This window comes from Anabaena sp. UHCC 0253, assembly GCF_009712085.1.
Lineage (GTDB): Bacteria > Cyanobacteriota > Cyanobacteriia > Cyanobacteriales > Nostocaceae > Dolichospermum.
Genome location: NZ_VILD01000002.1, coordinates 390,225 through 415,317, shown reverse-complemented (window position 1 = coordinate 415,317; position 25,093 = coordinate 390,225). Strand labels below are relative to the sequence as shown.

Here is a 25,093-nt window from a genome sequence, read left to right as displayed (position 1 = left end):
TTAATTGTGCTAAAATATATAATGTAAAAAACTCTATTCCTCAAGTAGTGGATAAAATGATATGGTTACTACTGCTTTGAAGTTAAATATTAACAGTGTCAATATCACAGATGAACAATTTTATCAACTATGTCAAAAAAATAGCGATTTAAAATTTGAACGCACAGCAAGAGGAGAGTTAATTATTATGCCACCAGTGGGAGGAGAAAGCGGTAATAGAGAAGCTGATTTAATTACTGATTTAGGTATTTGGAATCGTCAAACAAAACTGGGTTATACTTTTAGTTCTTCGACTATATTTAAATTACCAAATGGAGGCGATCGCTCTCCTGATGCTGCTTGGATTAAAACAGAACGTTGGGAAGCATTAACCCCAGAACAAAGGCGCAAATTTCCCCCCATTGCACCGGATTTTGTGATTGAATTGAGGTCAGCAACGGATGATTTAGAAAGTCTGCGTTCTAAAATGCAAGAATATATGGATGCAGGGGTAAAATTAGGATGGTTGATCAATCCTCAACAGCAACAAGTAGAAATTTATCGTTTAGAAAAAAATGTAGAAGTACGAAATTTACCGACTGAGTTATTAGGTGAAGAGATATTACCTGGATTTATTTTGAGTTTAGATTGTTATTAAATTTCAATAGTTGGTAAATGAGTTTCTGCTGTGGGTTTCAGTCCCTAATAGGGATTAATGAAAATTGCAATTTTAACTGGAACGCTACCGACGCACAGCTTGATCGTTTCAATCCCTAATAGGGATTAATGAAAATTGCAATTTTTCTCTGTTTAGTAGATGCTACATTTTCAAGCGTTTCAATCCCTAATAGGGATTAATGAAAATTGCAATATGTGCGCCCAATTAGTGATGACTATTTCACTGTTAGTTTCAATCCCTAATAGGGATTAGTGGAAATTGCAATCTTAACGCAATTTCAAGTAATTGGTCGAGAGAAATCTGTGTTTCAATCCCTAATAGGGATTAGTGGAAATTGCAATTTCTGGGTCCTTATCCGTGCGTAGTCAAGCATTTGCTAGTTTCAATCCCTAATAGGGATTAGTGGAAATTGCAATTTTCAAATTCGCCTGATTGTTGGTAAAACTGACCTAGTTTCAATCCCTAATAGGGATTAGTGGAAATTGCAATAACCCCGATTTGATGATCACTTACAAAGTAATTCGTTTCAATCCCTAATAGGGATTAGTGGAAATTGCAATTTTATGGTCTTGAGTGGCTTGTAAGGTCATGGAGTGTTTCAATCCCTAATAGGGATTAGTGGAAATTGCAATCATTTTAGTAAGTCCTCACACTATTTACTTCATGTTTCAATCCCTAATAGGGATTAGTGGAAATTGCAATATTCCAGCTATAGGAAATCAGGTGATAGGATTGGTGTTGTTTCAATCCCTAATAGGGATTAGTGGAAATTGCAATTTGAAAGAATTAGACAGCAGAATCGAAGAGGCAAACGTTTCAATCCCTAATAGGGATTAGTGGAAATTGCAATAACGGATTGCTTCTAAGTTAACGTTAGTCATGGTAAGTTTCAATCCCTAATAGGGATTAGTGGAAATTGCAATAAAATTAAGTAAGTTCCTCATCCCACAAATTACTGTTTCAATCCCTAATAGGGATTAGTGGAAATTGCAATAGCGGGGCGCTGAAAGCCTGAGTATATATAGTTTTCAAGGTTCGGTTGCGCGACTGATATCATAATAGTCCATTCCAGAAAAAGTGTCAAGAAGAAAAATAGCCGAAACTCTTACTGTGTAAGGTGCGCGAGAGTGTAGATAGAAAAAATCAGTCAAAGCCTTATGTAGATATAATTTCAGCCAAATTGAGAGAAAATAGATTTTTTACACCCACCTCCTCGCGCACAAAACCAAAAAAAGAGCCTGATTTCGTAGTTATTCACCCCTGTTCCAAAATAAAAAGGTGATCCGTCATAGCGATTTTAGAAAATCATGAATATAAATAGTTGAGGAATATTTAAACCATAATACAACTAAATGCTTAGAACCACAGATTAACGTATATTATCACGTATTATCAACACCAAGATTTATGACAGCGGTAAACTTTCCACCTGTAACAAATCTAATCCTTGGGCAAAAATCTCATCAATAGGTAACATTTGCCCTTCGTCAGTCATAAATTTATGGTCTTTTGTAGCGCGAATAATTGCCCCATTTTCTAACAAATATTCATAAACTTCCTGTTGTCCACGATTATGCCATTGGGCAATTGATTGAGTGTAAAGCATTCCATTACTATCAACAGTATAAACACTACATTCAACCTGTTTTTCAACAATTTCCCCAATTTGTAAAAAGCCATATTCAACAGTTAAAATTTCCGTATCATAACTTAAACAATATTCCGCAAACTTCAACATATCCCCAAATAAATGTTCAGAAACTTGCGGTACTACACCGTTTTTTGCAGAACCATCAATAAAATTTTGCTTTTGTTTCTCCATTTCCGATACTTTCTTTTTACCCATAGCCCGACGGAGTAAATCAGCTTGTCCTAAACTATAACCAGCCATATCTTGAGCAATTTTCATAATTTGCTCTTGATAAACCATGATTCCATAGGTTTCATTTAATATTGGTTCTAAAATTTGACTATCATATTCAATCTCTTCTCTACCATGTTTACGATTAATAAATTTAGGAATTAATCCTGCATCTAAAGGACCAGGGCGATAAAGTGCCAGAATAGAAGAAATATCTTCAATATTGGAAGGTTTCAAATCTCGAACTATCTGTTTCATTCCAGAAGATTCTAATTGGAATATCCCTTCTAAATCACCAGCTTCTAATAATGAATAAGCCTTAGCTACATCTTTGGGTAAGCTTGTATGATCACCTTTAGCTAATATTTTTTGGGCTTTTCTTTCTTGTCCTGTAATTTCATCAGGATCAATTCGATATCCTTTACTTTGTTCAATTAAATCAATGGTTTTTTGAATTAGGGTTAAATTACGCAAACCCAAAAAGTCCATTTTTAATAATCCCAATGATTCCAAATCTTCCATGAAATATTGAGTAATTACAGAACCATCATTATTGCGTTGGAGGGGAACAAGTTCATCTAATGGTTCTGCGGAAATAACCACACCAGCAGCATGAACACCAAAGGTTTTGTTAGTTCCTTCAATTCGCATGGCCATATCAATCCAGCGCCTTACATGAGGTTCATTATCATATTTGGCTTTGAATTCTGGTTCAGGAGTTTCATCGGAAATCATCACTTTCAGCTTAGTGGGTTTACCCCGCACCACTGGAATCATTTTCGCCATTTTGTCAGATTCACCATAGGGAATATCCAACACTCTAGCGACATCTTTTAACACTGCTTTTGATGTCAAACGGTTAAAAGTAATAATTTGGGCAACTCTATCAACACCATATTTATTAGTTACATAATCAATGACTTGATCGCGTTTATCAATGCAAAAATCCGTATCAATATCAGGCATTGATTTCCGTTCAGGATTCAGGAATCTTTCAAATAGTAAACCATGATGTACGGGGTCAATATTCGTAATTTTCATGGCATAAGCTACTAAAGAACCAGCCGCAGAACCCCGTCCCGGACCAACAGGAATATTATTATCTCGTGCAAATTTGATGTAGTCCCACACTACTAAAAAGTAGGTAGAAAATCCCATCTTTTGAATCATTTTTAATTCATATTCCAATCTTTCTTTATAGACTGGATCTACTTCATTGCGAGATTTGCGATGTAATCTTTCTAAAAGTCCTTCCCATGCAACTTCTTCTGCATAAGTATCCGCAGTATGTCCTGAAGGGATTGTGGGTGTGGGAATTTGCGGATCACCCATAATATGATAAGGTTCAACTTTATCAGCAATTTCTTCTGTTGTTGCTATGGCTTCAGCGATGACATCATCGGTTAAATGGTCACGGAATAACTGTTGCATTTCTTCGGCAGATTTGAGGTATTCTGTGCCGCTATACCGCATTCTTTTATCTTCACTAATTAGTTTACCTGTTTGAATACAGAGCAAGGCATCATGGGATTCTACATCAAAGCAGGAGATAAAATGAGAGTCATTTGTAGCAATAAATTTAATCCCTAATTCCCGCGCAATTTTGACGATTTCTACATTCACAATTCGGTCTTCTTGTGAACCATGATCTTGAATTTCTAAATAAAAATCTTCACCAAATACTTCTTTATACCATTTAGCAACTTTTCTGGCTGCATCTGGCCGATTACTCAGGATTGCTTGAGGAATTTCTCCACCTAAACAAGCACTGGTGACTATTAAACCTTCTCGATATTGTTTGAGTAAATCTTTGTTAATACAAGGACGGGAAAAAATGCCTTTACCTTGTACTCCTTGGAGGTGAGAAATGGTGGTAATTTTAACTAAGTTTTTATAGCCTTGTGTGTTTTTAGCTAATACGACTTGATGATATTTAGGACGACGTTCTTGTTTGTCAATCTCACCATTGAGAATATACATTTCATTGCCAATTATTGGCTTGACGTTCTTGTTACGACAGATTTTGATGAGTTCAACTGCGCCATACATGACACCATGATCTGTGAGGGCGATCGCTTTCATCCCTAATGCGATCGCTCTATCTACTAATTCTGGTAGTTGACTAGCCCCATCAAGCAAGCTGTAATCGCTGTGAATATGTAAAGGAACAAATGACATATTAGTATTTGGTAAAGTAACGGAATTTTATATTAACAACTTGATCAACCAGAAAGATCAAAAGGAGAATCTGTATCAATGGTTTCTAACTTAGATAATATTTTAGATTTAATTTTTTCATATTCTTTTTTCAACAAATTTTTACTAATCTGAGGATCTGTTGATGAATTGGAAAAACTACTAGCTTGTAGCCATTCTTGTAATCGTTCACGTTGAGCAGGTGCAATACTTGACGGCAATATATGAGTACAAGGATTAGGAGTTTCTTTGGCAAAGAATAATAAACGATATTGACCAGTATTTTGTAATAACCGCGTAATTTCTTGACCAAAACTAGTCTTGAGATCCAAATAGTAAGGCAACCATTTAGCACCATGCTGACGGGTATAAATAACTGTAATCCATAACACTACTGGATGGGGAGAAGAAATAAACAAAAATTGATTGTAGCGAGTACAAACTAAACGTTTTTGAATTTCTTGTTGGGGTAACATTACCCAAAGTGCGGGTAACAGATTTTTGTTGTGGTAAATAGGTTGAATAAACACAATATCTGCAATTGGTTTATTGTTTGGCCAAGTAACAAGTTGGGTGACATCATCATTGATTGAATATCTTTTTAATTCTGATGATGTATTATTATCGGGAATTGGAGATACCCACGCTTCAGGTTTTATTTTCCCTATTGGTGTAGGAACTAAGGGGAAATTACCTTGAACAGTTTCTTCTGATCCTGTATATGCAAAGGCATTCGTAATTGTCAGAGTATCCTGGTTAATATTGCGTATATCTTTATGCTGTTCTAGAACGGTAAGAATATTAATAATTTCCCTAATAGTTTGAGGGCGTTCACTAGCTTTTTTGGATAAACAACTCATAATTAAATCTTCCAACTGCTTTGGTATTGGCACAGTGGGAGAAGTTTCCGTAAAAGAGCGAGGTTTTTCCCTAGTGTGGGCTTTATACCATGCTCCAAAGGTATTAGTTTGTGCTAATAAGGGCATTTTCCCTGTGAGCATTTCAAACATCATGATACCAAAACTGTAGATATCAGAGCGACTATCTAATTCTTTGCCTTCGATTTGTTCAGGAGAAGAATAAGCTAGAGTCCCTAAATAGAACTTTGTATGGTCGCTATCAGATATTAATAATTTAGCAATACCAAAATCTAGAACTTTGACTAATTCGCCAAAACTAGGATCTTGAATCACCATAATATTACTAGGTTTAATATCACGATGAATGATTGGACAAATTTTTCCATCTACAATAATACCTTCATGAGCGCACTGTAATCCCAGCCCAATCTGTCTGGCCATGCTCAGAAATCTAGGTAAGGTCAGAATTTGCTTGCGAATTATATTACTCAAGCTTTGTCCTTGTAGATATTCCATCACATAGTATGTTTCATTTACGCCATAATCCATCACTCGGACAATATGGATACTTTTTTGACCTAGTAAAGCGCAAGTTTTTGCTTCTCGTTCAAATCGGTCTTGCAAGCGCATTTTTTCGTTTTGGACTGATAGAGACAAAAACTTAACAGCAACGGGGACACCGCCCAACAAAGTATCCTTAGCACAATAAACTCGTCCCATTGCTCCAGTACCAATTAGTTCTTGTATGTGGTAGCGGTTTCCGAGTAAGCGACCAATGTTGGGGTCTGACATAGAAAAAATTCGACTCCAATGTTTAACAATTCAGAGGACAATTTTGTGGGTTCTGTTTACATAGATGGGATATATTAAGAGATGAAGTCTAGATCAGACAACGGTTTCCAAGCTAATTATCCCTTTTTTGAGTAGATTTACGCAAGATACTCAATCCTACCCATATATTTACGTAAAATTGATTAATCCGCATTGAGTACATTTCTACTACTAAAGGTTACTATACTTTTGTGCTTGAATTAAAAGCACATTAAGGGCTGGCTTTTTGCCCACCCCATAAGAGTTACACTACATAATCAGATTTTTACCTTAGCACAAAGGAGCAGAGGCCAGTCCGCAAGGAGTAAGTGCGAAATATTCTTCTTCCTTCTGACTCCTGTAGGGGCGAAGCATTCAGGTGATAAATTATCGGTTTTTCCCAAGTTTATTTTCCGAATGCTGATGCTTCCAGCACGCTTCGCGAACGCCCTTACATCGAATGCTTCGCCCTTACACCAAATGCTGATGCTTCCAGTCCCGTCAGGGATACGTCCCTATGATTTCTAGCCCTAAGTATATACTGAGTTTTTGCCCAAATTGAATAGGATTGTCATGGCTATGATTCACATATTTATAAATGAGTGTAACAATTATATTTGACGTTCTAGACTAGCTTCCATTGTACTGTCTAAAAAATGACCAGCAAGCAGTCCGCTTGTTAAGTAATATTGATCGTCATTAATTCGATGCAAGGTTTCAAAACCACTACGTCTTTGACGATAGTTTCCCTCACTAGAAGTGTCATTGATTACCCAATAACGCTGCACAATTGTCTCTGGGCAAATCCAACCTTCACCTTCTACTTGTCCTAAAGAATTATGCTGGAGCAAAAAAGTATATTGGCGTTCTCCATCATGAAGTCGTCCCTTGTATTGAAAAGAGATTTCTGCGCGATCGCTGTTTGGGAATGTTAATTTTGTAGCCATAGAGAACCAATTATCTCGATTCCAAACAACCAATGTTAAACCTTTCAAGGGGATTGGTGGACTATTGCGCTCCAGCCAATTACCTTGCATTACCCAACGTCCTGGTTCTAATAAAAAAGTATGACCCACTTGCTAAATTCCTTGTTTTAATCCAGCACAGTAAAATTTTAGAAATACGTATTACCATAGTCTTCTGAGAGAAAAAGGCGGAAATATAGCTGAGTTAGCTATGATTACCATGAATTTCCCCTAAAAGCACATCATGGGATGCTCCTGTTACAGCGGGTAAATTACCCGTAATTCCCATGTTTCGCCAGTATGCTAAAACCGCAAAGGCGATCGCTTCTTTAAAAGCGGCACTCAAGCCAAATTCATCAGTAGTTACAATCGGTATTTTCCCCAACAATAACTCTAGTCTATTTTTTAAGTAAATATTGCGACTACCACCACCACACAATATCACCTTATGTGGCCTTCTTGTGAGAAAAGTGTCATAACTATGAACAATAGAAGCTGCTGTCAGTTCTGTAATGGTTGCTAAAAAATCTGCGGGATTGAGTTCGTAGGCTTGGGCATCTTGTAAACAATGATGCAAATAATTTATGCCAAATAACTCCCGTCCAGTAGATTTAGGGGGTGGTAAGTGGAAATATTCTTGACTTAGCCATTGTTCTACCAATGGATTGCATGGTGTCCCACTAGCTGCCCAATCACCGTTTTCATCATAGGTTTTAGCACCATTTGTAAAATGCTCTACAGCTAAATCTAATAAACTATTACCAGGACCTGTATCCCAACCCCGAATTTGCGATAACCAATTATCACCACGGGCTGGGAGATAAGTTACATTCCCAATTCCACCAATATTTTGAACACAACGGTCTTCATGGGGATGACTGAGTAAATAAGCATCAACTTTAGGCACAAGCGGCGCACCATGACCACTGACAGCAATATCAGCACCTCGGAAATTACTGATAGTAGTAATATTTGTTAAATGGGCAATTAAGTCTCCCCGTCCTAATTGGCAACTATAACCTAATTCTTCTCCTATCTGGGGTGGCCGATGGTATACAGTTTGACCATGAGAGCCAATCAAAGTAGCCGCTTTATAACCAGCTTGAATATTTTGAGCAGCTTCAGCAAAAGCATGAGCGATCGCATCATCTATTGCAGCTAACTCTAGCATTGATACAGCACTACCAGCCCCCAGATCCAGAATTTTTTCCCTGATTTGAGGAGGGTAAGGATATGTTTCTCCTGCTAGTAATTCCACCTTCAGATCCAAATCCCTACCAGAAATTTCTACTAAAGCGGTATCTATCCCATCTACAGATGTACCACTCATTAAACCAATCACGCGAGTCGGGTGCATTGACTCAAATATTTTTATAGATTGTCAATGGTAGTGTAATTCATACAATTACCCATGTCAAAACAATACTCATATTTATGAGGCTGGTAATTGGTGATTGGTGATAAAATCTCAGTCTTAATCCTGTTCATCCTTAAATCCTGTACTATGGCTAACGCCACGCTCCGCGAACGACTTCGCTCAGTAACCATATATCCTGATTCAGACAATTTCCTTAACTTAAGTATTTATAGAGTGCGTTACGCGATCGCACCCTACGGATCTTTCAAATATTAAACAACTGACTAATTACTAATTCCGTTGACGATTAATATCTTGTAAATCCAGAGCATAATTTAAACGTAAAATATTCACCCCTGGTTCACCGAAAAATCCTAAAAATCTCCCATCAATATATTTAGTAATTAAAGGAATAATCTCATCTTCTTTTATGCCTCGTGCTTGTGCTACTCTCTCTATTTGTTGTCTTGCTGCTTTCAAAGAAATATGGGGATCTAAACCAGATCCTGATGTATAAATCAAATCAGCTAGAGGTTGTTTATTGTCATCCTGAAATTCTTCTACTTGCTTGAGAATGCGTTCCTTGAGTTCTGGATTAGTAGCCGCAAGATTACTACCCCCAGAAATACCAGTAGGTTGAGCTTTTTTACCTTGGCTATACCTAACAGCACTGGGACGACCATGAAAATAGCTATCTGATGTAAATCCTTGACCAATCAAAGTCGAACCAATCGGTTGAGCATTGATATTTAACATCATGCTACCATTAGCTGTAAATGGGAACAGTGACTGACCTATTAGCAATACAAAAAGAGGATATATAATCGCTGTTAATAACCAAATTACCAGAGTTATTCTGATTGCTCTGATAGCTTCTCTGATCATAGACATAATGTAATTTTGAATCTAATTTTATACCGTTTCCTATAACATTCTGATTTTTCTGTTCCCTGTTCCCCGCTCCCTGTTCCCTCTCTCAACAAGTGAATTTAATTTTATCCGATTACTTACTCACGTAATTATTTACGTTAAACCCACAAATGTGAGCATCATATCTATTAACTTAATAGCAATAAATGGTGTAATCACCCCACCTAAGCCATAAATTAAAATATTTCGTTGGAGAAGTTGATTAGCTGTCAAAGGTCGAAACTTAATTCCCTTTAATGCTAGGGGAATCAAAGCCGGAATAATTAAAGCATTGTAAATCAGCGCCGAGAGAATAGCCGAATTGACGCTGCTTAACTTCATAATATTCAAGCTTCCTAGATTAGCAGCAGTAAACAATACCGGAATAATCGCAAAATATTTAGCAATATCATTAGCGATCGAAAACGTCGTCAACGCCCCACGGGTAATTAACAATTGCTTACCAATACTCACCATATCAATTAATTTGGTAGGATCAGAATCTAAATCCACCATATTCGCAGCTTCTTTAGCCGCTTGTGTTCCCGTATTCATAGCCACACCTACATTAGCCTGAGCTAAAGCAGGAGCATCATTAGTTCCATCCCCAGTCATCGCCACGATTTTTCCTTCAGCCTGTTCCCGTTGAATCACACTGATTTTGTCTTCTGGTGTAGCTTCCGCGATATATTCATCTACTCCAGCTTCTTTAGCAATCACAGAAGCCGTTATCCGGTTATCTCCCGTGAGCATAATTGTCCGCACTCCCATTCGCCGCAGTTGGTCAAATCGTTCACGGATACCCGGTTTAACAATATCCTTGAGATAGATCACACCATAAATTTTGTTATCGAGACAAACAGCTAAAGGTGTACCGCCTTGATGGGAAACTTGTTCGTAAGCAACATCTAATTCTGGGCTATCCTGTCCATGACGCGAAAGCACAAAGCCTTTAATTGCTTCTACTGCACCTTTTCGCACTTCCCTTCCTCCAGGTAAATTAGTGCCACTCATGCGCGTCTTTGCGGAAAATTCTATCCCTTGTGCCTGTTTGCGGTCTAAATCAAAATTAGCACCTAACTTTTCTGCAAGTCGGACAATAGATTTACCCTCTGGAGTATCGTCAAAAATACTAGCAGCCAAGGCCACATTAGCAATTTCTGACATTGAGTGACCATTGATAGGGATAAACTCTTCAGCCAAACGGTTGCCCAGGGTAATTGTCCCTGTTTTGTCGAGAATGAGGGTATTTATATCTCCACAAGCTTCGATCGCTCTTCCAGAGGTAGCAATAACGTTAAATTGGGCAACTCTATCCATACCTGCAATGCCGATGGTACTCAGCAAACCACCAATAGTTGTAGGAATTAGTGCTACCAACAAAGCAATTAAAATGGAGACACTAACAGGACTATTGACATAGTAGGCAAAGGCGGGAAGAGTCGCCACTACCAATAAAAATACTAAGCTTAGAACCGCTAATAATACTGTTAAAGCAATTTCATTAGGTGTTTTGGTGCGTTCTGCTCCTTCTACTAAGGCAATCATCCGGTCAATAAAGCCTTTACCTGGTTCAGCAGTGATGCGAATAATCAGTTCATCGGAAATTATGCGCGTACCACCTGTAACTGAACTAGCAACATCTGAACCTGATTCTTTAAGAACTGGGGCAGATTCGCCCGTAATTGCCGATTCATCCACAGAAGCGACACCCATGATCACTTCACCGTCAGCAGGAATTACATCACCGGAGACTACATAGATGGTATCTCCTGGTTTCAAGCTAGTGGAAGGAACTTCTGTAATTGTGCCGTCAACGGTGATGGTTTTAGCGATCGTTGCTGATTGGGTGGAACGCAAAGTATCAGCTTGGGCTTTACCCCGTCCCTCGGCTATGGCTTCAGCAAAGTTGCTAAATAGAACCGTCAAGAACAAAATTCCAGTTAACAAGCCATTAAACAGATGAGGGTTGTTTTGATTTATCGGTCCAAATAATTCGGGATCAATGGTCACGAAGAAAGTAATAATTGTTCCTATCCAGACCAAAAACATCACCGGATTTTTGATGGCATATTTAGGATGTAGTTTGATAAAAGCATCCCCAATTGACCGGAAATAGAGTCCGTTGTTTGTTACCCGCGTTTTTTTACGTTTCTTGCGCCGATAACGAGAACGGGGCGATTTAGAATTAGAGGTATTTGCGGCTGAGTTCATATATTGATAATTGATAATTGACAATTGACAATGGGTGATTAAGAGAAATATTCTCCTCATCACCTCATTTCTTCTAACTACCAGCGGCGAGTTTAAAACCTTCAGCGATTGGACCTAGAGCTAAAACTGGGAAGAATGTCAAAACTCCTAAAATTAGAGTGACACCAGCGGTAATACCAGTAAATAGTAGAGAATCTGTTTTTAAAGTCCCACGACTTTCGGCACTAGCTTGTTTTTCAGACATACTAGCAGCTAAAAGGATCAGGGCAATCATGGGGATATAACGCCCTGCCAAAATGCTGACACTTGTACTTAAATTCCACCATAAAGTATCATTATTCAATCCTTCTAAGCCAGAGCCATTATTTGCTGTGGCTGAGGCGTATTCATAAACTACTTGGGAAATACCATGAAATCCTGGGTTACTAATTCCTGATAAAGATATAGGATAAGCTAAAGCTACAGCACTGGGAATTAAAATCATCATTGGATGAATTAACAGCACTACACTAGCAAGAACAATTTCTCGGTTCTCAATTTTGCGCCCAAAAATTTCCGGTGTGCGCCCTACCATCAAACCGGTGAGAAAAACGGTGAGAATCAGGTAAATGAATAGATAAGCCGTTCCTACTCCCTGTCCACCCCAAATTATTTGTAAAAATAGGTTGAATAAGGTAGAAAATATGCCATTGGGCATGAGAGAATCGTGCATTCCGTTGACAGCACCGCACATGGTAGCGGTAGTTGCAATTGCCCATAATGCAGTTTGCGCCCAATCAAATCTGACTTCTTTACCTTCCAGATTAGGTAATTCTAATCGCAAAGCATTGTTAATCAGGGGATTTCCTTGCAATTCTCCTATGGCTGTAACTCCAATCAGGAAAACAAAGATGATAAACACCATCCAAAATAATAGCCAGCTTTGTTTAAGGTTATTGGCAAATATGCCGTAGGTGTAAATTAGAGAGGTGGGAATGGCCAGCATAGCGATGATTTCGATTAAGTTAGAAGCGCCATTGGGATTTTCAAAAGGGTGAGCGGAGTTAGCTGCGAAAAAGCCACCGCCATTTTCCCCTAACATTTTGATCATTTCCCAAGATGCTACTGGACCTCTAGCTATGTACTGAATTCTTCCTTCTAAGGTTTCTACTACGAGAGTTTCGGCTAAGGTTTGGGGTACACCTGAAATAATCAGAGCGATCGCCCCAATAATAGATAAAGGTAGTAATATCCTCGTGATAGCACGGGTAAAATCAACATAAAAATTTCCTAGTTTTCTCCCTGTCAACCCGCGGATAAAGGCTATTCCCACCACTAAACCACTAGCCGCTGAAGTAAACATCAAAAAGCCTAAAGCTGATGTTTGACTAAAATAACTAAAGGTGTTTTCTCCCGCGTAGTGCTGTTGATTGGTATTAGTCAGGAAGGAAATAGTAGTATGTAGTAATAAATCCCATCTTATCCTCCCTAGTTTATTGGGATTCCAGGGTAGAAATTCCTGATAATAGAGGAGAGCATAAACCATACCACCCATCATTAAATTGCTGAATAGCAAGGCGCGGATATACTGCCAGCTACTCATATCATTTTTTTTACCCACACCCCCTAAAATGTAAATTATTGCCTCTATTGGCTTCATAACAGGATCAAGTATTGTCCTTTCTCCTAAAAAAACGCGGGCTATGTATTTTCCCAGTCTTGGGGTAATGACTATGACAATACACAGCGTTAAAGCAATTTGTAAAAAACCTTGTCCCATGTAATTTATACTCTATTCAACTCAAGTTCTAGCCAGTCAATACTCAACAATCATGTCTAAATTAGTAGTAAATTGAATTTTTAGCAATTAGATAATTTTTATACCATCTCAATTCATCAACATGGTATCGTTTTATCTGAATCTAGCTAAATATTTTATCCAGTATATTTTTAATTTATTTAACTACAGATCAAATATAGTTTACTATTCAACAAAAATATGCTTTTAATTATAGTTAAGTCTACGTAGGTATATATAATTATCTAGTTATTGGTAGATTTTAGAAATAAACTAATTACCCCAACTGACGATAAACTGCAAACAAGCAATCATTATATTGCTTTTCAACCTCAAGATTTGTAAACGCCCAGGCGACTTTGTATGGCTTTTGATATTCTCCTAATATATTAATCCGGTGACAAATATCAGGAATTTTGGTCAAATATCTGTGATTTAAGGGGAAATCACAAACAAATATACCTTTAGCCCTTCGTGTTGCACCTGTTGTATATTTATATTGAATTATAATTGCTACACAGTAGCTATCCTCTGATGTATGCAGAACTTGAACTAACCCATCATGACTGATATTTACTATATGATCAGGTAATTTCAAGCTTTCACTAGTATCTAAAGGTATATTTTGAGTTTTCACCCAATCGAGAATTTCCTGAGATTTTGCCAGTGCTAACCTTTTTTGATAAAAATATTTAATATCAACAATTGAACTAATTATCCAATATACTACTTGTACCGATAGTAATACAAATCCGCTGAATATTCTTTGTAATTTATACATTTTAGTTATGATTTAGATGATTAAACACTATGATTACACAATATATAATATATCTTGATGCTTGTTGTTTAAATCGTCCATTTGATGATCAAACGCAATCTCGTATTTATTTAGAAGCACAGGCAGTTATGACAATTCTGAGTCAATGTCAATCAGGGACTTGGAAACTCATCAATAGTAGTGCTTTAATCGCTGAATTAAACCAAACACCTGATATAGAAAGATTACAAAACATCAAAAAATTACTCTTTATTGCTAAAATTAAAGTTATTAATAACGCCTTCATTGAAAGCAGATCCGCTGAACTCCAAAAATTAGGATTCTCCAGCTATGATGCCACCCACATTGCCAGTGCTGAAAGAAGTCAGGCAGATATATTTTTGACAACAGATGATAGACTTATCAAAAAATATCAAAAATATTCTCAATTAATTAACGTCAAAACTAATAACCCTGTGCAATGGCTGGCAGAAGTAATACAAGCAGAGGAAAGTAATGATGAAAACCCAAAATGAAATTATCAAACAAGGCTATGATGCCTTAATTAATTCTCTGGGAGTTGCTGATACTATTCGGTTTATTCAATATTTTCATCCTGGTGAGGGAGACTATACAAAAGAACGTCATCAATGGCTAGATGAAAAAACTTTGGAAGATGTATTTATGGAAATAAAACAATTACCGGAAGACGATTTAAATCAATATGACGAAATTATTGAATAGTTCAACTCTTGCACTAAGGAACTAAACCACCTACGATTTTAATCATAGGCTAATAGTCAAAGTCTACTCAAGTGAACTAAAAAATAATCTTTAGTCTACTAAAGTAGACTTGAGCTATTAGACAGGGAATTAATTCCCTGGTATATTCATGATTGTTAATCCGATTACATTCATAATGTAATCAAAAACTATGTAAATTACTCTCAGAATATCCAACACCAACAAATGCAGGAGTAGATGTAGCTTGCTTTTCAATTAGTTCTAGCAAAGCTTCATTACAACGTTCCGCAATTTCTGGATATTTATTTGCTATCCATTCAAGTTCTGTTACACCAGCAGGATCACTAATATCAAACCCTAGATCAATCAATTCTTCCGTGTGCTTAAATGCAAGATTGAAAATACCCTCAAAATCTATAAATTCTTCATACATAGTTACATTTCCTCTAAATTGGTATAGATATTAATCTTTGTTGTGTAACCTCTATCCAGGTAACTGTATAAATACTATTATAATTCTATTCAACTCATTCTTGACTTAACCTCTGAATATAGCAAATAGTTTCTTCTTTGCTGAGTATTTCATCCGGTAGTAACAGCCAGCTTGGATAAAGATATACTGTATAACCTAACTCATTTGTTTTGCGCTTGTCTACTATCTTTCCCCAACGGTTAGGAAAAATAAACCAACGGGTACTTAACCGTCTGGGAGGAATAGCACCCCAGGCCATACCATTGACTAGACAATACCAAATAATGACAGATGGTGGATTAATCCATTGCTTGCTTTCAACTTCACCACACATCCAGCCTTGATAACCAATAGGTAAAATACGGGGATTTTCCACTAAACTGGAAACACTCTTAACGGATACCCAAAATAGCTGACACTGATTATCACTGCTATATATTGGAATATCTTCATCAGTACCAAATTCTGTTATTCTTGATTCACCAGCATTGATACCGCGATTTATTAACCCTCTACGAACTATTTCAACTGCCCGTTTTCCTTCAGATAAGAACTTTTCCCAATCGGATGAAGACATAATAATATTTAATTAATTCAGCAAAAACAGCATCATTTGATCTTACCAATGAATGAGACTATTTCCGTCTTCTCTTTTTTCTCCGGTTCAGGATTCCTTGATTTAGGCTTTGAAAACAGCGGCTATAAAATCGCTTACGTCAACGAAATATTCCCCCCATTCATGTCCGCATATCGCTATTCACGGGAAAAACTCAACCTCCCACAACCTGAATATGGATATCATCAAGGTGAAGTCGCAGACGTAAGTAAATTAATCACAGGAACACCAGCACAACGATTAAATGAATTAGTCAAAGATTCCCGTAAATCAAATCATATAATTGGCTTTATTGGTGGTCCCCCCTGTCCTGATTTTTCGGTCGGTGGCAAAAACAAAGGACATTTAGGTGATAATGGTAAACTGTCATCTGCTTATATTGAATTAATTTGTCAAAACTTACCAGATTTCTTTTTATTTGAAAATGTCAAAGGTTTATGGAGAACAACAAAACACCGTTTATTTTTTGAAGAATTAAAAATAAAATTACAACAAGCAGGTTATATTTTAACAGAACGGTTAATTAATTCTATTGAATATGGTGTCCCTCAAGATAGAGAGAGAATTATTTTAATAGGCTTTAAAGATAATTTTCTCAAAGATATGAAAATCAAAGATGATTTTACCTTTCCTTGGGAAAAATATATTTTATATCCTCAAGAAAAAGTGTTTACTCATCCTTGGAATAAGTGCGAACTATTTCAAGAAGATTCTATAATTCCTTGTCCTGAAAATATTCCTGAACAACTCACCGTTGAATATTGGTTTAGAAAAAATAACGTTCTCAACCATCCCAATGCTAAACACTATTTTCAACCCAGAGCAGGTAAAATTAAATTTGCTACTATTGAAGAAGGAGATGATTCCAAAAAGTCTTTTAAACGTCTCCATAGATGGCGTTATTCTCCCACAGCTTGCTATGGTAATAATGAAGTCCATTTACATCCTTACAAAATTAGACGCATTTCTGTAGCAGAAGCTTTAGCTATTCAATCTTTACCTGCTAATTTTTCACTGCCAGAAAATATGTCACTTACTAATATGTTTAAAACTGTTGGTAATGGTGTTCCATACTTAGCAGCTAAAGCATTAGCACAAACTATTCTTGACTTTTTAAATACTGACTTGCAATAATAAGGGCGCACGCCCTGCGCCACTACTGTCTCACTTCTCCTGTATGTGGTTTAATATATAAGAAATACTTTAATTTTCATAAAGTTTAATAAACACTACACCAGAAAAACAAATGATGGCAGCAGACTATCCCAATATTGATATTGCGCCATTTATAGACCACTCTCTGCTGTTACCAATAGCTACGCCAGAGCAGATTAGTCAGTGGTGCGATGAAGCATACAGATTTAATTTTGCAGCGGTTTGTGTAAATCCCTGCTATGTCAAGCAAGTAGCCGAACTGCTTCATAAAAAAATCCTCATGTTTGTACGGTTATTGGCTTTCCCAATGGTGCAACGACTTCAGCAGTTAAGTTGTATGAAGCTAAAGAAGCAGTAGACAATGGTGCTACTGAGTTAGATGTAGTCATTAATTTAGGATGGCTAAAAGCCGGTAAAACAGAGGAAGTTCATCGGGAAATTGCTACAATTTGCGAAGAAGCTGGACAGCCTGTAAAGGTGATTCTCGAAACCAACCTCCTCACGGATATGGAGAAACAAATAGCTGCGGAACTCGCTATGGATGCGGGTGCTGCATTCTTAAAGACCAGTACAGGTTGGAATGGTGGTGCAACTGTAGCAGATGTTAAGCTTTTAAAGGAAATAGCAAAAGATCGGGTAGGAATCAAAGCATCAGGAGGTATTCGCACTCACAACGAAGCCTTAGATTTAATCATGGCTGGTGCTACTCGATTAGGTACATCTCGCGCGATAGATTTACTCCGTCAACGTAATAACCCAGAAAAAGAAACGAGTCAGTAGTCATTTGTTTGTTGTCCGTTGTTCGTTGTCAGTTGTTTTTCCTTTACTACTGACTACTGACCACTGACCATTGACCATTGACTACTGACCACTGACTAAAAATGAGTAAAACCTACAAAGCAACTGGCATTAATCTCAAAACTCAGGCGATCGGCGAATCAGATAAGATAGTCACAATTTTAACTCATGAATTTGGGTTAATTCGGGCGATCGCTCCGGGAACTCGTAAACAAAACTCCAGCTTGGGCGGGAGAATGGGGATATTTGTCATCAATGAATTACTAATTTCCCCCGGTAGAAATCTCGATAGAATTACTCAAGCTGAAACTATAAAAACTTATTCTGGTCTATCTAAAGATTTAGGTAAATTAGCTGCTAGTCAATATTTAGCTGAAATAGTCTTGTGTCAAGCTTTAAGCGAACAACCCCAAATAGAACTTTATGAATTATTTAATGAACATCTCCAGCGGTTAGAAAGTATCCCCAAAACAGAAATAAAAGCTGTAATTGCTCATCTAGTCCAAGGTGTATTCCACCTTTTAGGATTAGCAGGACTCACCCCCCAAGTAGAATTTTGCGGCTTAACCCAGCGTCTTTTAACTCCAGACTGGACAAATCCCCACTGGCAAGTAGGATTTAGTATTCCCACTGGTGGGATAATTTGCTTAGATGCTTGGAAAAGCTTGCGAAAAAAATAGAGCAGGAGAAATGGGAAAATGGAGAGACGGAAGCCAGAAAAAACATAAATTTTCCTGATTCCTCAACCTCTAACCCCAGCTATGAAACAGTTTTTCACCAGCAGGAGTTACCAATTATTTCTCGTCGTTTGAATGGGAAAGAACTGCTTATGCTTCAACATCTGTCGGAAACAGAGATAATACAAATAGATTCAGCCGATTATTCTGGCTGGTTATCTGTTGAGCAAATTTTGCGTCAGTATGTCCAGTATCATTTTGGACAACCTATTCGCTCTGCCACTTTGATTGATTCTTATTTTGCCGCTAACCATGATGCAATCGTCTGATTTAGATAGAAAAAGCCGGTCTCTTTCACCTAGCCAAGCTAAAAAAAAGCATACAGCATCAGATCATAATGTTGCTTCTCCACCTAAACTTAGTCATATTCATAATCCAGAAATGTCATCACCGGATGTTTCTCAAGATGAAACTTGTACATCAGAAATAGAATCGGATCAATCATTAAAAATTACACAGACAAATGGCAATATTAATGGCGTTCAAGATGTTTTAACACCAGAAAAGATGCCATTTACAGATGCTGGTGATGGTGGACAAGCCACATCGGAAAAAAATAAACAAGCGGGTTTTTTACCTGTATTAAAAAATCCGAATTTTCTGGCTCTTTGGGCAGGTCAAGTTTTCTGTCAACTAGCAGATAAGGTTTATTTAGTATTAATGATTGCTTTGATTAACAGCCAATTTCAAGCTAGTGATCAGAGTATTAGTGGTTGGGTTTCGGCTTTAATGATGGCATTTACGATTCCAGCAGTTCTCTTTGGTTCTGTAGCCGGGGTTTTTGTAGATCGCTGGTCAAAAAAAGTCGTATTGGTAGCATCAAATATTTGGCGCGGTATTCTGGTTTTGGTAATTCCTCCTCTACTTTGGTTAACCCATGGTTGGCGGCCTGTGGGAGTTTTACCAGTAGGTTTTTTGATTATTTTAGGTGTGACTTTTTTGGTTTCTACCTTAACCCAATTTTTCGCCCCCGCCGAACAATCAGCTATTCCTTTAGTGGTGCGAGAAGAGGATTTGCTTTCGGCTAATTCTCTCTACACAACGACAATGATGGCTTCTTTGATTATAGGTTTTGCCGTAGGTGAACCAGTTTTAGCATTAGCCGATGGACTCTGGTCACAATTAGGTGGTAGTGGTGGACTGGGTAAGGAAATTTTGGTTGGTGGTAGTTATGCGATCGCTGGACTAATATTATTACTACTGCAAACTAAAGAAAAACCCCACCCCCCAGAAACAGAATTTCCTCATGTTTTCTCTGACTTGCGCGACGGGTTTAGTTATCTCAAAGCGAATAATCAACTCCGCAATGCTTTATTACAACTAATTATCTTATTTTCTGTCTTTGCCGCCCTTACTGTTCTCGCAGTTCGCATGGCAGAAATTATTCCTAATCTGAAAGCTTCTCAATTCGGCTTTTTACTAGCATCTGGTGGTGTGGGTATGGCTGGAGGAGCAACAATTCTTGGTCAATTTGGCCAGCGTTTTTCCTATAAACAACTCAGTTTTTGGGGTTGTTTAGGAATGACAGGCTCTTTAATCGGTTTATCTCTATTCACTACCCAACTCTTACCAGTGCTGCTATTCATCGCCCTTATGGGAGTATTTGGCGCTCTAGTCGGTATACCTATGCAAACCGTCATCCAAACCGAAACACCCGCAGCTATGCGAGGTAAAGTCTTTGGACTACAAAATAATGTGATTAATATTGCTCTCTCTCTCCCCTTGGCTTTAGCTGGTGTAGCGGAAACTTTTGTGGGATTAAAAGTAGTATTTTTTACCTTGGCTGCCATCGTCTTATGCGGGGGTCTCTTTACCTGGTATAGCCGAAATCATGATTCAGCAGTTAATCATCAAGAATAAAACTCTGTAGTGGCAGAATTTTGACGATCAATTCAGGTTCTAAGCACTTAGGCAGTTACTATCATTCTAGGAAGTTATCATCTGGTAAATAATCAACAACTGTATCTAACTATCGGCTTTCATGGTAAAATTAGTCCAGCAAGATGTAAAATACTTGCTGGGGATCAACTAAATAATCAGTATCTAAGTTGTGATTAATTTATACAGTTCATAACTTATTAACATTATCAATAAATTTATTTACTGAGTTTCGCCATTACTGTCATTTAAAAACATCTGAGCTTTTGTCATTCACAAAAATTCAGCAATCACAACAGCATAATAAAAACAGTATTGTTTACACTCGCTTTTCTTTCATAGATAACCAAAGAATGCGTATAGCTTGGATTGGAAAAAAAACACCCTTTTGTGGTAACGTCACCTACAGTCGAGAAATTACCAACGGATTGCTAGACAGGGAACATGAGGTTAGTTTTCTCCACTTTACTCAAGAAGAACCAACCAAAGACAATTGGCCTAATTGTCAAGAAGTTCCTTTACCATTTATTTACAAGTCCCAGGTTTACACAATTCCCTCTTTCAAAGCTACTAAAGTTCTGAAAGACTCTCTTAGGGAAATTAAGCCTGATATAGTTCATGCTTCTCTGACTCTATCAACTTTAGATTTTGTCTTACCAGAAATTTGTGAAGAATTAAATTTGCCCCTCATTGCAACTTTTCACACTCCATTTGCAGGGAAAGGCGCAAAATTAATATCTAGTACCCAACTTCTAGCTTATCAACTCTACGCTCCTTTTTTGGATCACTACGATCGCGTCATTATCTTTTCCCAAATTCAGCGGGAATTATTATCAAGCATGGGTGTTGGGGAAAGTAAAATTGCTGTCATTCCTAATGGTGTAGATACTGTCAAATATTCTCCTGGTATTTCCCATATTAAGGCCGAATTTGGGGCAGATCGTTTGTTTGTTTATCAAGGGAGAATTGCTCCAGAGAAAAACGTTGAATCTCTCTTGCGTGCTTGGAAACAATCAGACATGGAACCTAATACCAAATTACTGATTGTCGGTGATGGACCATTAAAGCCTTCTTTGGAATCGTTTTATGGGCGAGAATATGGCATCATCTGGTTAGGATTTATCGCTGACGAAAATCGCCGCATCGAAATTTTGCGGGGTGCAGATGTGTTTATTTTACCCTCTTTAGTAGAAGGTTTATCCTTGTCTCTATTAGAGGCTATGTCCTGCGGTTTAGCTTGTTTAGCTACTGATGTTGGTGCAGACGGGGAAGTTTTAGAAAAAGGGGCAGGTGTTGTAATTAATACAAGCAGTGTGCGATCGCAACTCAGAACCCTGTTACCACTATTCCAAGATCATCCAGAGTTAACAACATTGTTGGGAGAAAAAGCCAGAAATCGCGTATTAGAACGTTATACCCTCAGTGATAATATTACTCAACTAGAAGAGCTTTATAGCCAAGTTCTAGCACAACGACCTTTGACACTAAGTTGGGGTAGTTAAGCAGACATTCAACATATTATAATTATGGCTGACACTACTCTATCAGCCAGCCCGATTGAGAATTACTGATCACATCTTTCTCTCTGCTTCTATGGGGGAAAGATTTTTATTGTAGATTTAACTACTAAAATCCCAGTTTTTTATAAATCACATTTAATACATTTTGTCAATTCGTAATTTCTGTTACTTTACAAAATTTAAGATTGCCGTTACATTGCTTTACATAGCAGATAAGTTCATAATAAACATTTTTAACTTATCTCTCAACAGCGACTAATTAACAAATTATCTTGGAGATTCCGACTGTGGCTTTAACTATCCAGTCTGCTCAAACTATTTTTTCTAATACTCAAGTTCCTAGTCCCATTCCCGCAACCATAGCATTATTCGATCAACTTAACGTTGACGATCAACTAGCTTATCTTTGGTATGCTTATACTGAAATGGGTAAGACCATTACTCCCGCAGCACCAGGAGCAGCACGTTTACAACTAGCAGACAGTTTGCTGACTCAAATTAAGCAAATGACACGCGAAGATCAAACCAAAGTCATGCGGGATTTAGCCAGCCGTGCTGATACTCCTATCAGCCGTTCCTATGGTTTCTTTAGCGTTAATACCAAACTCGCTTTTTGGTATGAGTTAGGAGAATTGATGAAACAGGGAATCGTTACTCCCATTCCAGTTGGTTATCAAATGTCTCCTGGTGTAAGATTTGTGTTAGAAGCTACACAAAAGCTTGATCAAGGTCAGCAAATTACCGTATTACGGAATACCGTAGTAAATATGGGCTTTGATACTTCTGAATTAGGTCCAAGCAGTTACCCCAAAGAATCTACAGAACCTGCTTTCCAACGGACAACCCCAGTTATTTCCTCAGTTAAAATTGACGGGATTACAGAACCCGCTGTATTAGGCTACATTGAAGCCATGAATGCAGATAAATTTGATGATGCGATCGCCCTATTCACTAACGACGGTGCGCTACAACCACCATTTCAAAAGCCAATTGTAGGACCAGAAGCGATCGCTAAATATATGCGTGAAGAAGCACAAGGACTTAACATGATGCCACAACAAGGTATTTGTGAAGTTCAACCAGACGGTTCTAAGCAACTAAAAATCACAGGGATAGTGCAAACTCCTTGGTTTGGTGTCACAGTCGGTATGAATATTTCTTGGCGCTTTTTAATCAATCCAGATGGAAAAATCTTCTTTGTAGCCATTGATATGCTTGCATCTCCTCAAGAACTAATGAACCTACGTCGAGTTTAATCAAATCAGGAGGCTGTTAAAAATCAAGTTTGCATTGATATATTTATACAGCCTCCCAATTATAAGAAGAAAACGCCATTGACAACGGATAAAAAACTTGTTATCATAGTATTGACGAGGAAGAACTAGCTCAAGCGCATAAGCAAGCTATGAAGTATCAAGCTAAATGAAAACAGCTATTGAGATCAACAAATTATATGAGTCTAATTACTCACAATGGTTAGAGGAGACAATTGAAAGTCTCAAATCTCGCCAATTAGGGGAGATTGACTATGATAACTTAATAGCAGAATTAGAAGAATTGGCGAAAACCGAAAAAGACGCGTAAGAAGTTTATTAGAACAAATTATTAGACATTTACTACTTTATCAAAACTGGCATATAGAAAAGCCCAGAAATGCTAACCATTGGGCTGCGGAAATTATTAGTTTTCGTAATCAAATTAATGAAGAATTAACCAGTAACTTACGCAACCATTTAGCAGAAAATATCAATCTCATTTACAGCAATGCCTTAGATTATGTTAAAGCCAAAACCAAACTTACCAACTTACCAGAAATCTGTCCTTACACCTTAGATCAGATTTTAGATAAAAACTGGTTGCCTTCATCTTAAAATCTTACTTTTGTGCCTTTGCATGAAGTAAATTCAATTATGCCCCAAACTCGTAGATTGTTCATAAACCTTCTTCAAAGTATTCACATCACGTGCAGAAATAAGCGGTGGATTGCGAACTTGAGCAAAATACATAGTATCAGTTTCTAGAAGACTATGCCCCCAAATTCCTAAAGCATGGCCAAGTTCATGACGTGCTGCTGATAATACATAATCACCAGTTTGACTAGGACTCAGCAGAATTGTGAAACGGTGAAATAAAATATTATTGAAATTATATAAATCATAACTAGCTAAAGCCGAACGCGCCCTAAGTATTTTCCTATTAGGATCAAGTTGCAAAGGAGGTGCTTTGCGAATAATGATAATATCTGCAATATCAGATGTTTTCACTATCTGCAAAGGTAAATAAATACTCCATTCTTGCACTGCTTCTAAAACACTACTAACCCATAGTTGCGATTGTTTTTCACTAATATTTGTTGGTGTTTCTATCTTCACTTTTATGGGAAAAATTGACCAAATTAAATAGCCAACTTTCGTAGATTTGATTTGATCAAAATAATCACCACTATTTGTTGGATCTTGCCATTGTGCCAAAGTTGGTGGTAAAGAATGGGGTTTTTGGATAATAGATAGAGAGTTTCTTCCCTGTTCCGGCAAAACAGCATCAACTGGAAAATTACTCAAAATAACTAGCAGTCCTGTACTTATCGCTAAAGTCAGAACTGCTACTTGTAGTGAGCGAAATTGAACTATTAACCGTCGCCAAAATAGTTGATTTTGGGTGATATTCCCCATGTTCGTTTTCAATTATTTGGGCAACCAGTTAGCACTTAGAACCACAGTTAGACCCAGAAAAACAACCGTTAATGCCCAAGTAACTCGATTTAAAGTATTTTCGGCACTCTTGGTGCTGCTAAATAATTGCGCTT

The 25,093-nt window shown here is 37.5% G+C and carries 19 protein-coding genes, 3 pseudogenes and 1 CRISPR repeat array; of the genes and pseudogenes, 10 read left to right on the top strand and 12 right to left on the bottom strand.

The genetic code is table 11. The features are described 5' to 3' along the window. Positions 1 to 61 precede the first annotated feature (61 nt). A complete protein-coding gene (locus FJR38_RS06030; protein WP_168535947.1) occupies positions 62 to 637 on the top strand; it encodes a Uma2 family endonuclease in 576 nt (191 codons plus the stop codon). Positions 638 to 671: 34 nt separating this feature from the next. Continuing rightward, positions 672 to 1,652: direct repeats of the CRISPR family, unit length 37 nt; unit sequence GTTTCAATCCCTAATAGGGATTAGTGGAAATTGCAAT. A 411-nt stretch (positions 1,653 to 2,063) separates the two neighbouring features. On the opposite strand, the gene FJR38_RS06025 is transcribed toward FJR38_RS06030, so the two are convergent. The 8 genes from FJR38_RS06025 to FJR38_RS05990 all read right to left on the bottom strand — a co-directional run bounded on the left by FJR38_RS06025 (position 2,064) and on the right by FJR38_RS05990 (position 14,388). Then, positions 2,064 to 4,697 (bottom strand): DNA polymerase III subunit alpha, encoded by a 2,634-nt coding sequence (locus FJR38_RS06025; protein ID WP_168535945.1) that lies wholly within the window; start codon positions 4,695 to 4,697, stop codon positions 2,064 to 2,066. 44 nt (positions 4,698 to 4,741) lie between these two features. Further along, positions 4,742 to 6,367, bottom strand: coding sequence for a serine/threonine-protein kinase (locus FJR38_RS06020; protein ID WP_168535940.1), 1,626 nt, complete (start codon positions 6,365 to 6,367; stop codon positions 4,742 to 4,744). A gap of 629 nt (positions 6,368 to 6,996) precedes the next feature. After that, positions 6,997 to 7,461: a hypothetical protein gene (locus tag FJR38_RS06015; RefSeq protein WP_168535938.1), complete on the bottom strand. Its 465-nt coding sequence runs from the start codon at positions 7,459 to 7,461 to the stop codon at positions 6,997 to 6,999. Positions 7,462 to 7,555: 94 nt separating this feature from the next. Beyond that, positions 7,556 to 8,707, bottom strand: a complete 1,152-nt coding sequence (locus FJR38_RS06010) for an anhydro-N-acetylmuramic acid kinase (RefSeq protein ID WP_168535936.1) — start codon at positions 8,705 to 8,707, stop codon at positions 7,556 to 7,558. Between the two features lie 291 nt (positions 8,708 to 8,998). Further along, a complete protein-coding gene (kdpC, locus tag FJR38_RS06005; protein ID WP_168535934.1) occupies positions 8,999 to 9,598 on the bottom strand; it encodes a K(+)-transporting ATPase subunit C in 600 nt (199 codons plus the stop codon). Between the two features lie 132 nt (positions 9,599 to 9,730). Beyond that, positions 9,731 to 11,830 (bottom strand): potassium-transporting ATPase subunit KdpB, encoded by a 2,100-nt coding sequence (gene kdpB, locus FJR38_RS06000; protein WP_168535932.1) that lies wholly within the window; start codon positions 11,828 to 11,830, stop codon positions 9,731 to 9,733. A 73-nt stretch (positions 11,831 to 11,903) separates the two neighbouring features. Further along, positions 11,904 to 13,589, bottom strand: coding sequence for a potassium-transporting ATPase subunit KdpA (kdpA, locus tag FJR38_RS05995; protein ID WP_168535930.1), 1,686 nt, complete (start codon positions 13,587 to 13,589; stop codon positions 11,904 to 11,906). 295 nt (positions 13,590 to 13,884) lie between these two features. Further along, complete coding sequence (locus tag FJR38_RS05990; RefSeq protein WP_168535928.1) at positions 13,885 to 14,388, bottom strand: hypothetical protein; 504 nt, start codon at positions 14,386 to 14,388, stop codon at positions 13,885 to 13,887. Positions 14,389 to 14,417: 29 nt separating this feature from the next. Here FJR38_RS05990 and FJR38_RS05985 point away from each other — a divergent pair, with 29 nt between their 5' ends. Together FJR38_RS05985 and FJR38_RS05980 are read left to right on the top strand one after the other, a co-directional pair. Continuing rightward, a complete protein-coding gene (locus FJR38_RS05985) occupies positions 14,418 to 14,903 on the top strand; it encodes a type II toxin-antitoxin system VapC family toxin (protein ID WP_168495595.1) in 486 nt (161 codons plus the stop codon). Then, on the top strand, positions 14,887 to 15,111 hold the full coding sequence (locus FJR38_RS05980) for a hypothetical protein (protein ID WP_168495642.1): 225 nt from the start codon (positions 14,887 to 14,889) through the stop codon (positions 15,109 to 15,111). The genes FJR38_RS05985 and FJR38_RS05980 overlap by 17 nt, the downstream gene beginning before the upstream one ends. Positions 15,112 to 15,292: 181 nt before the next feature. Here the strand turns inward: FJR38_RS05980 and FJR38_RS05975 are convergent, their stop codons facing one another. Beyond that, a complete protein-coding gene (locus FJR38_RS05975) occupies positions 15,293 to 15,544 on the bottom strand; it encodes a hypothetical protein (protein ID WP_174763896.1) in 252 nt (83 codons plus the stop codon). Between the two features lie 94 nt (positions 15,545 to 15,638). Continuing rightward, entirely contained in the window at positions 15,639 to 16,160 is a 522-nt protein-coding gene (locus FJR38_RS05970) for a hypothetical protein (protein ID WP_168535926.1), read from the bottom strand. Positions 16,161 to 16,208: 48 nt separating this feature from the next. On the opposite strand from FJR38_RS05970, the gene FJR38_RS05965 reads away from it, so the two are divergent. The 7 genes and pseudogenes from FJR38_RS05965 to FJR38_RS05935 all read left to right on the top strand — a co-directional run bounded on the left by FJR38_RS05965 (position 16,209) and on the right by FJR38_RS05935 (position 24,158). After that, on the top strand, positions 16,209 to 17,333 hold the full coding sequence (locus tag FJR38_RS05965; RefSeq protein WP_168535924.1) for a DNA cytosine methyltransferase: 1,125 nt from the start codon (positions 16,209 to 16,211) through the stop codon (positions 17,331 to 17,333). Positions 17,334 to 17,448: 115 nt separating this feature from the next. Then, positions 17,449 to 18,134, top strand: a pseudogene (gene deoC / locus FJR38_RS05960) (deoxyribose-phosphate aldolase). Positions 18,135 to 18,235: 101 nt separating this feature from the next. After that, a pseudogene (gene recO, locus FJR38_RS05955) lies at positions 18,236 to 19,158 on the top strand (DNA repair protein RecO). Continuing rightward, a complete protein-coding gene (locus FJR38_RS05950) occupies positions 19,142 to 20,749 on the top strand; it encodes an MFS transporter (protein WP_168495603.1) in 1,608 nt (535 codons plus the stop codon). Before recO ends, FJR38_RS05950 begins: the two are co-directional and overlap by 17 nt. A 371-nt stretch (positions 20,750 to 21,120) precedes the next feature. Beyond that, entirely contained in the window at positions 21,121 to 22,269 is a 1,149-nt protein-coding gene (locus FJR38_RS05945) for a glycosyltransferase family 4 protein (protein WP_168495605.1), read from the top strand. Between the two features lie 305 nt (positions 22,270 to 22,574). After that, a complete protein-coding gene (locus FJR38_RS05940; RefSeq protein ID WP_168495607.1) occupies positions 22,575 to 23,543 on the top strand; it encodes an orange carotenoid protein N-terminal domain-containing protein in 969 nt (322 codons plus the stop codon). Positions 23,544 to 23,709: 166 nt separating this feature from the next. Beyond that, positions 23,710 to 24,158 (top strand): annotated as a pseudogene (locus FJR38_RS05935) (DUF29 domain-containing protein). 33 nt (positions 24,159 to 24,191) lie between these two features. Here the strand turns inward: FJR38_RS05935 and FJR38_RS05930 are convergent. After that, positions 24,192 to 24,959, bottom strand: coding sequence for a peptidase (locus FJR38_RS05930; RefSeq protein WP_168535922.1), 768 nt, complete (start codon positions 24,957 to 24,959; stop codon positions 24,192 to 24,194). 12 nt (positions 24,960 to 24,971) lie between these two features. Next, positions 24,972 to 25,093: preprotein translocase subunit SecG (gene secG / locus FJR38_RS28220; RefSeq protein WP_254449399.1), on the bottom strand; the 122-nt coding region annotated here is incomplete at its 5' end.

What these genes read in the sequence shown, in the direction of transcription:
- FJR38_RS06030 (WP_168535947.1), top strand. Translation starts at nt 62, where the DNA reads ATGGTTACTACTGCTTTGAAGTTAAATATTAACAGTGTCAATATCACA.
- FJR38_RS06025 (WP_168535945.1), bottom strand. Translation starts at nt 4,697, where the DNA reads ATGTCATTTGTTCCTTTACATATTCACAGCGATTACAGCTTGCTTGAT.
- FJR38_RS06020 (WP_168535940.1), bottom strand. Translation starts at nt 6,367, where the DNA reads ATGTCAGACCCCAACATTGGTCGCTTACTCGGAAACCGCTACCACATA.
- FJR38_RS06010 (WP_168535936.1), bottom strand. Translation starts at nt 8,707, where the DNA reads ATGCACCCGACTCGCGTGATTGGTTTAATGAGTGGTACATCTGTAGAT.
- kdpC (WP_168535934.1), bottom strand. Translation starts at nt 9,598, where the DNA reads ATGTCTATGATCAGAGAAGCTATCAGAGCAATCAGAATAACTCTGGTA.
- kdpB (WP_168535932.1), bottom strand. Translation starts at nt 11,830, where the DNA reads ATGAACTCAGCCGCAAATACCTCTAATTCTAAATCGCCCCGTTCTCGT.
- kdpA (WP_168535930.1), bottom strand. Translation starts at nt 13,589, where the DNA reads ATGGGACAAGGTTTTTTACAAATTGCTTTAACGCTGTGTATTGTCATA.
- FJR38_RS05990 (WP_168535928.1), bottom strand. Translation starts at nt 14,388, where the DNA reads ATGTATAAATTACAAAGAATATTCAGCGGATTTGTATTACTATCGGTA.
- FJR38_RS05985 (WP_168495595.1), top strand. Translation starts at nt 14,418, where the DNA reads ATGATTACACAATATATAATATATCTTGATGCTTGTTGTTTAAATCGT.
- FJR38_RS05980 (WP_168495642.1), top strand. Translation starts at nt 14,887, where the DNA reads ATGAAAACCCAAAATGAAATTATCAAACAAGGCTATGATGCCTTAATT.
- FJR38_RS05975 (WP_174763896.1), bottom strand. Translation starts at nt 15,544, where the DNA reads ATGTATGAAGAATTTATAGATTTTGAGGGTATTTTCAATCTTGCATTT.
- FJR38_RS05970 (WP_168535926.1), bottom strand. Translation starts at nt 16,160, where the DNA reads ATGTCTTCATCCGATTGGGAAAAGTTCTTATCTGAAGGAAAACGGGCA.
- FJR38_RS05965 (WP_168535924.1), top strand. Translation starts at nt 16,209, where the DNA reads ATGAATGAGACTATTTCCGTCTTCTCTTTTTTCTCCGGTTCAGGATTC.
- FJR38_RS05950 (WP_168495603.1), top strand. Translation starts at nt 19,142, where the DNA reads ATGATGCAATCGTCTGATTTAGATAGAAAAAGCCGGTCTCTTTCACCT.
- FJR38_RS05945 (WP_168495605.1), top strand. Translation starts at nt 21,121, where the DNA reads ATGCGTATAGCTTGGATTGGAAAAAAAACACCCTTTTGTGGTAACGTC.
- FJR38_RS05930 (WP_168535922.1), bottom strand. Translation starts at nt 24,959, where the DNA reads ATGGGGAATATCACCCAAAATCAACTATTTTGGCGACGGTTAATAGTT.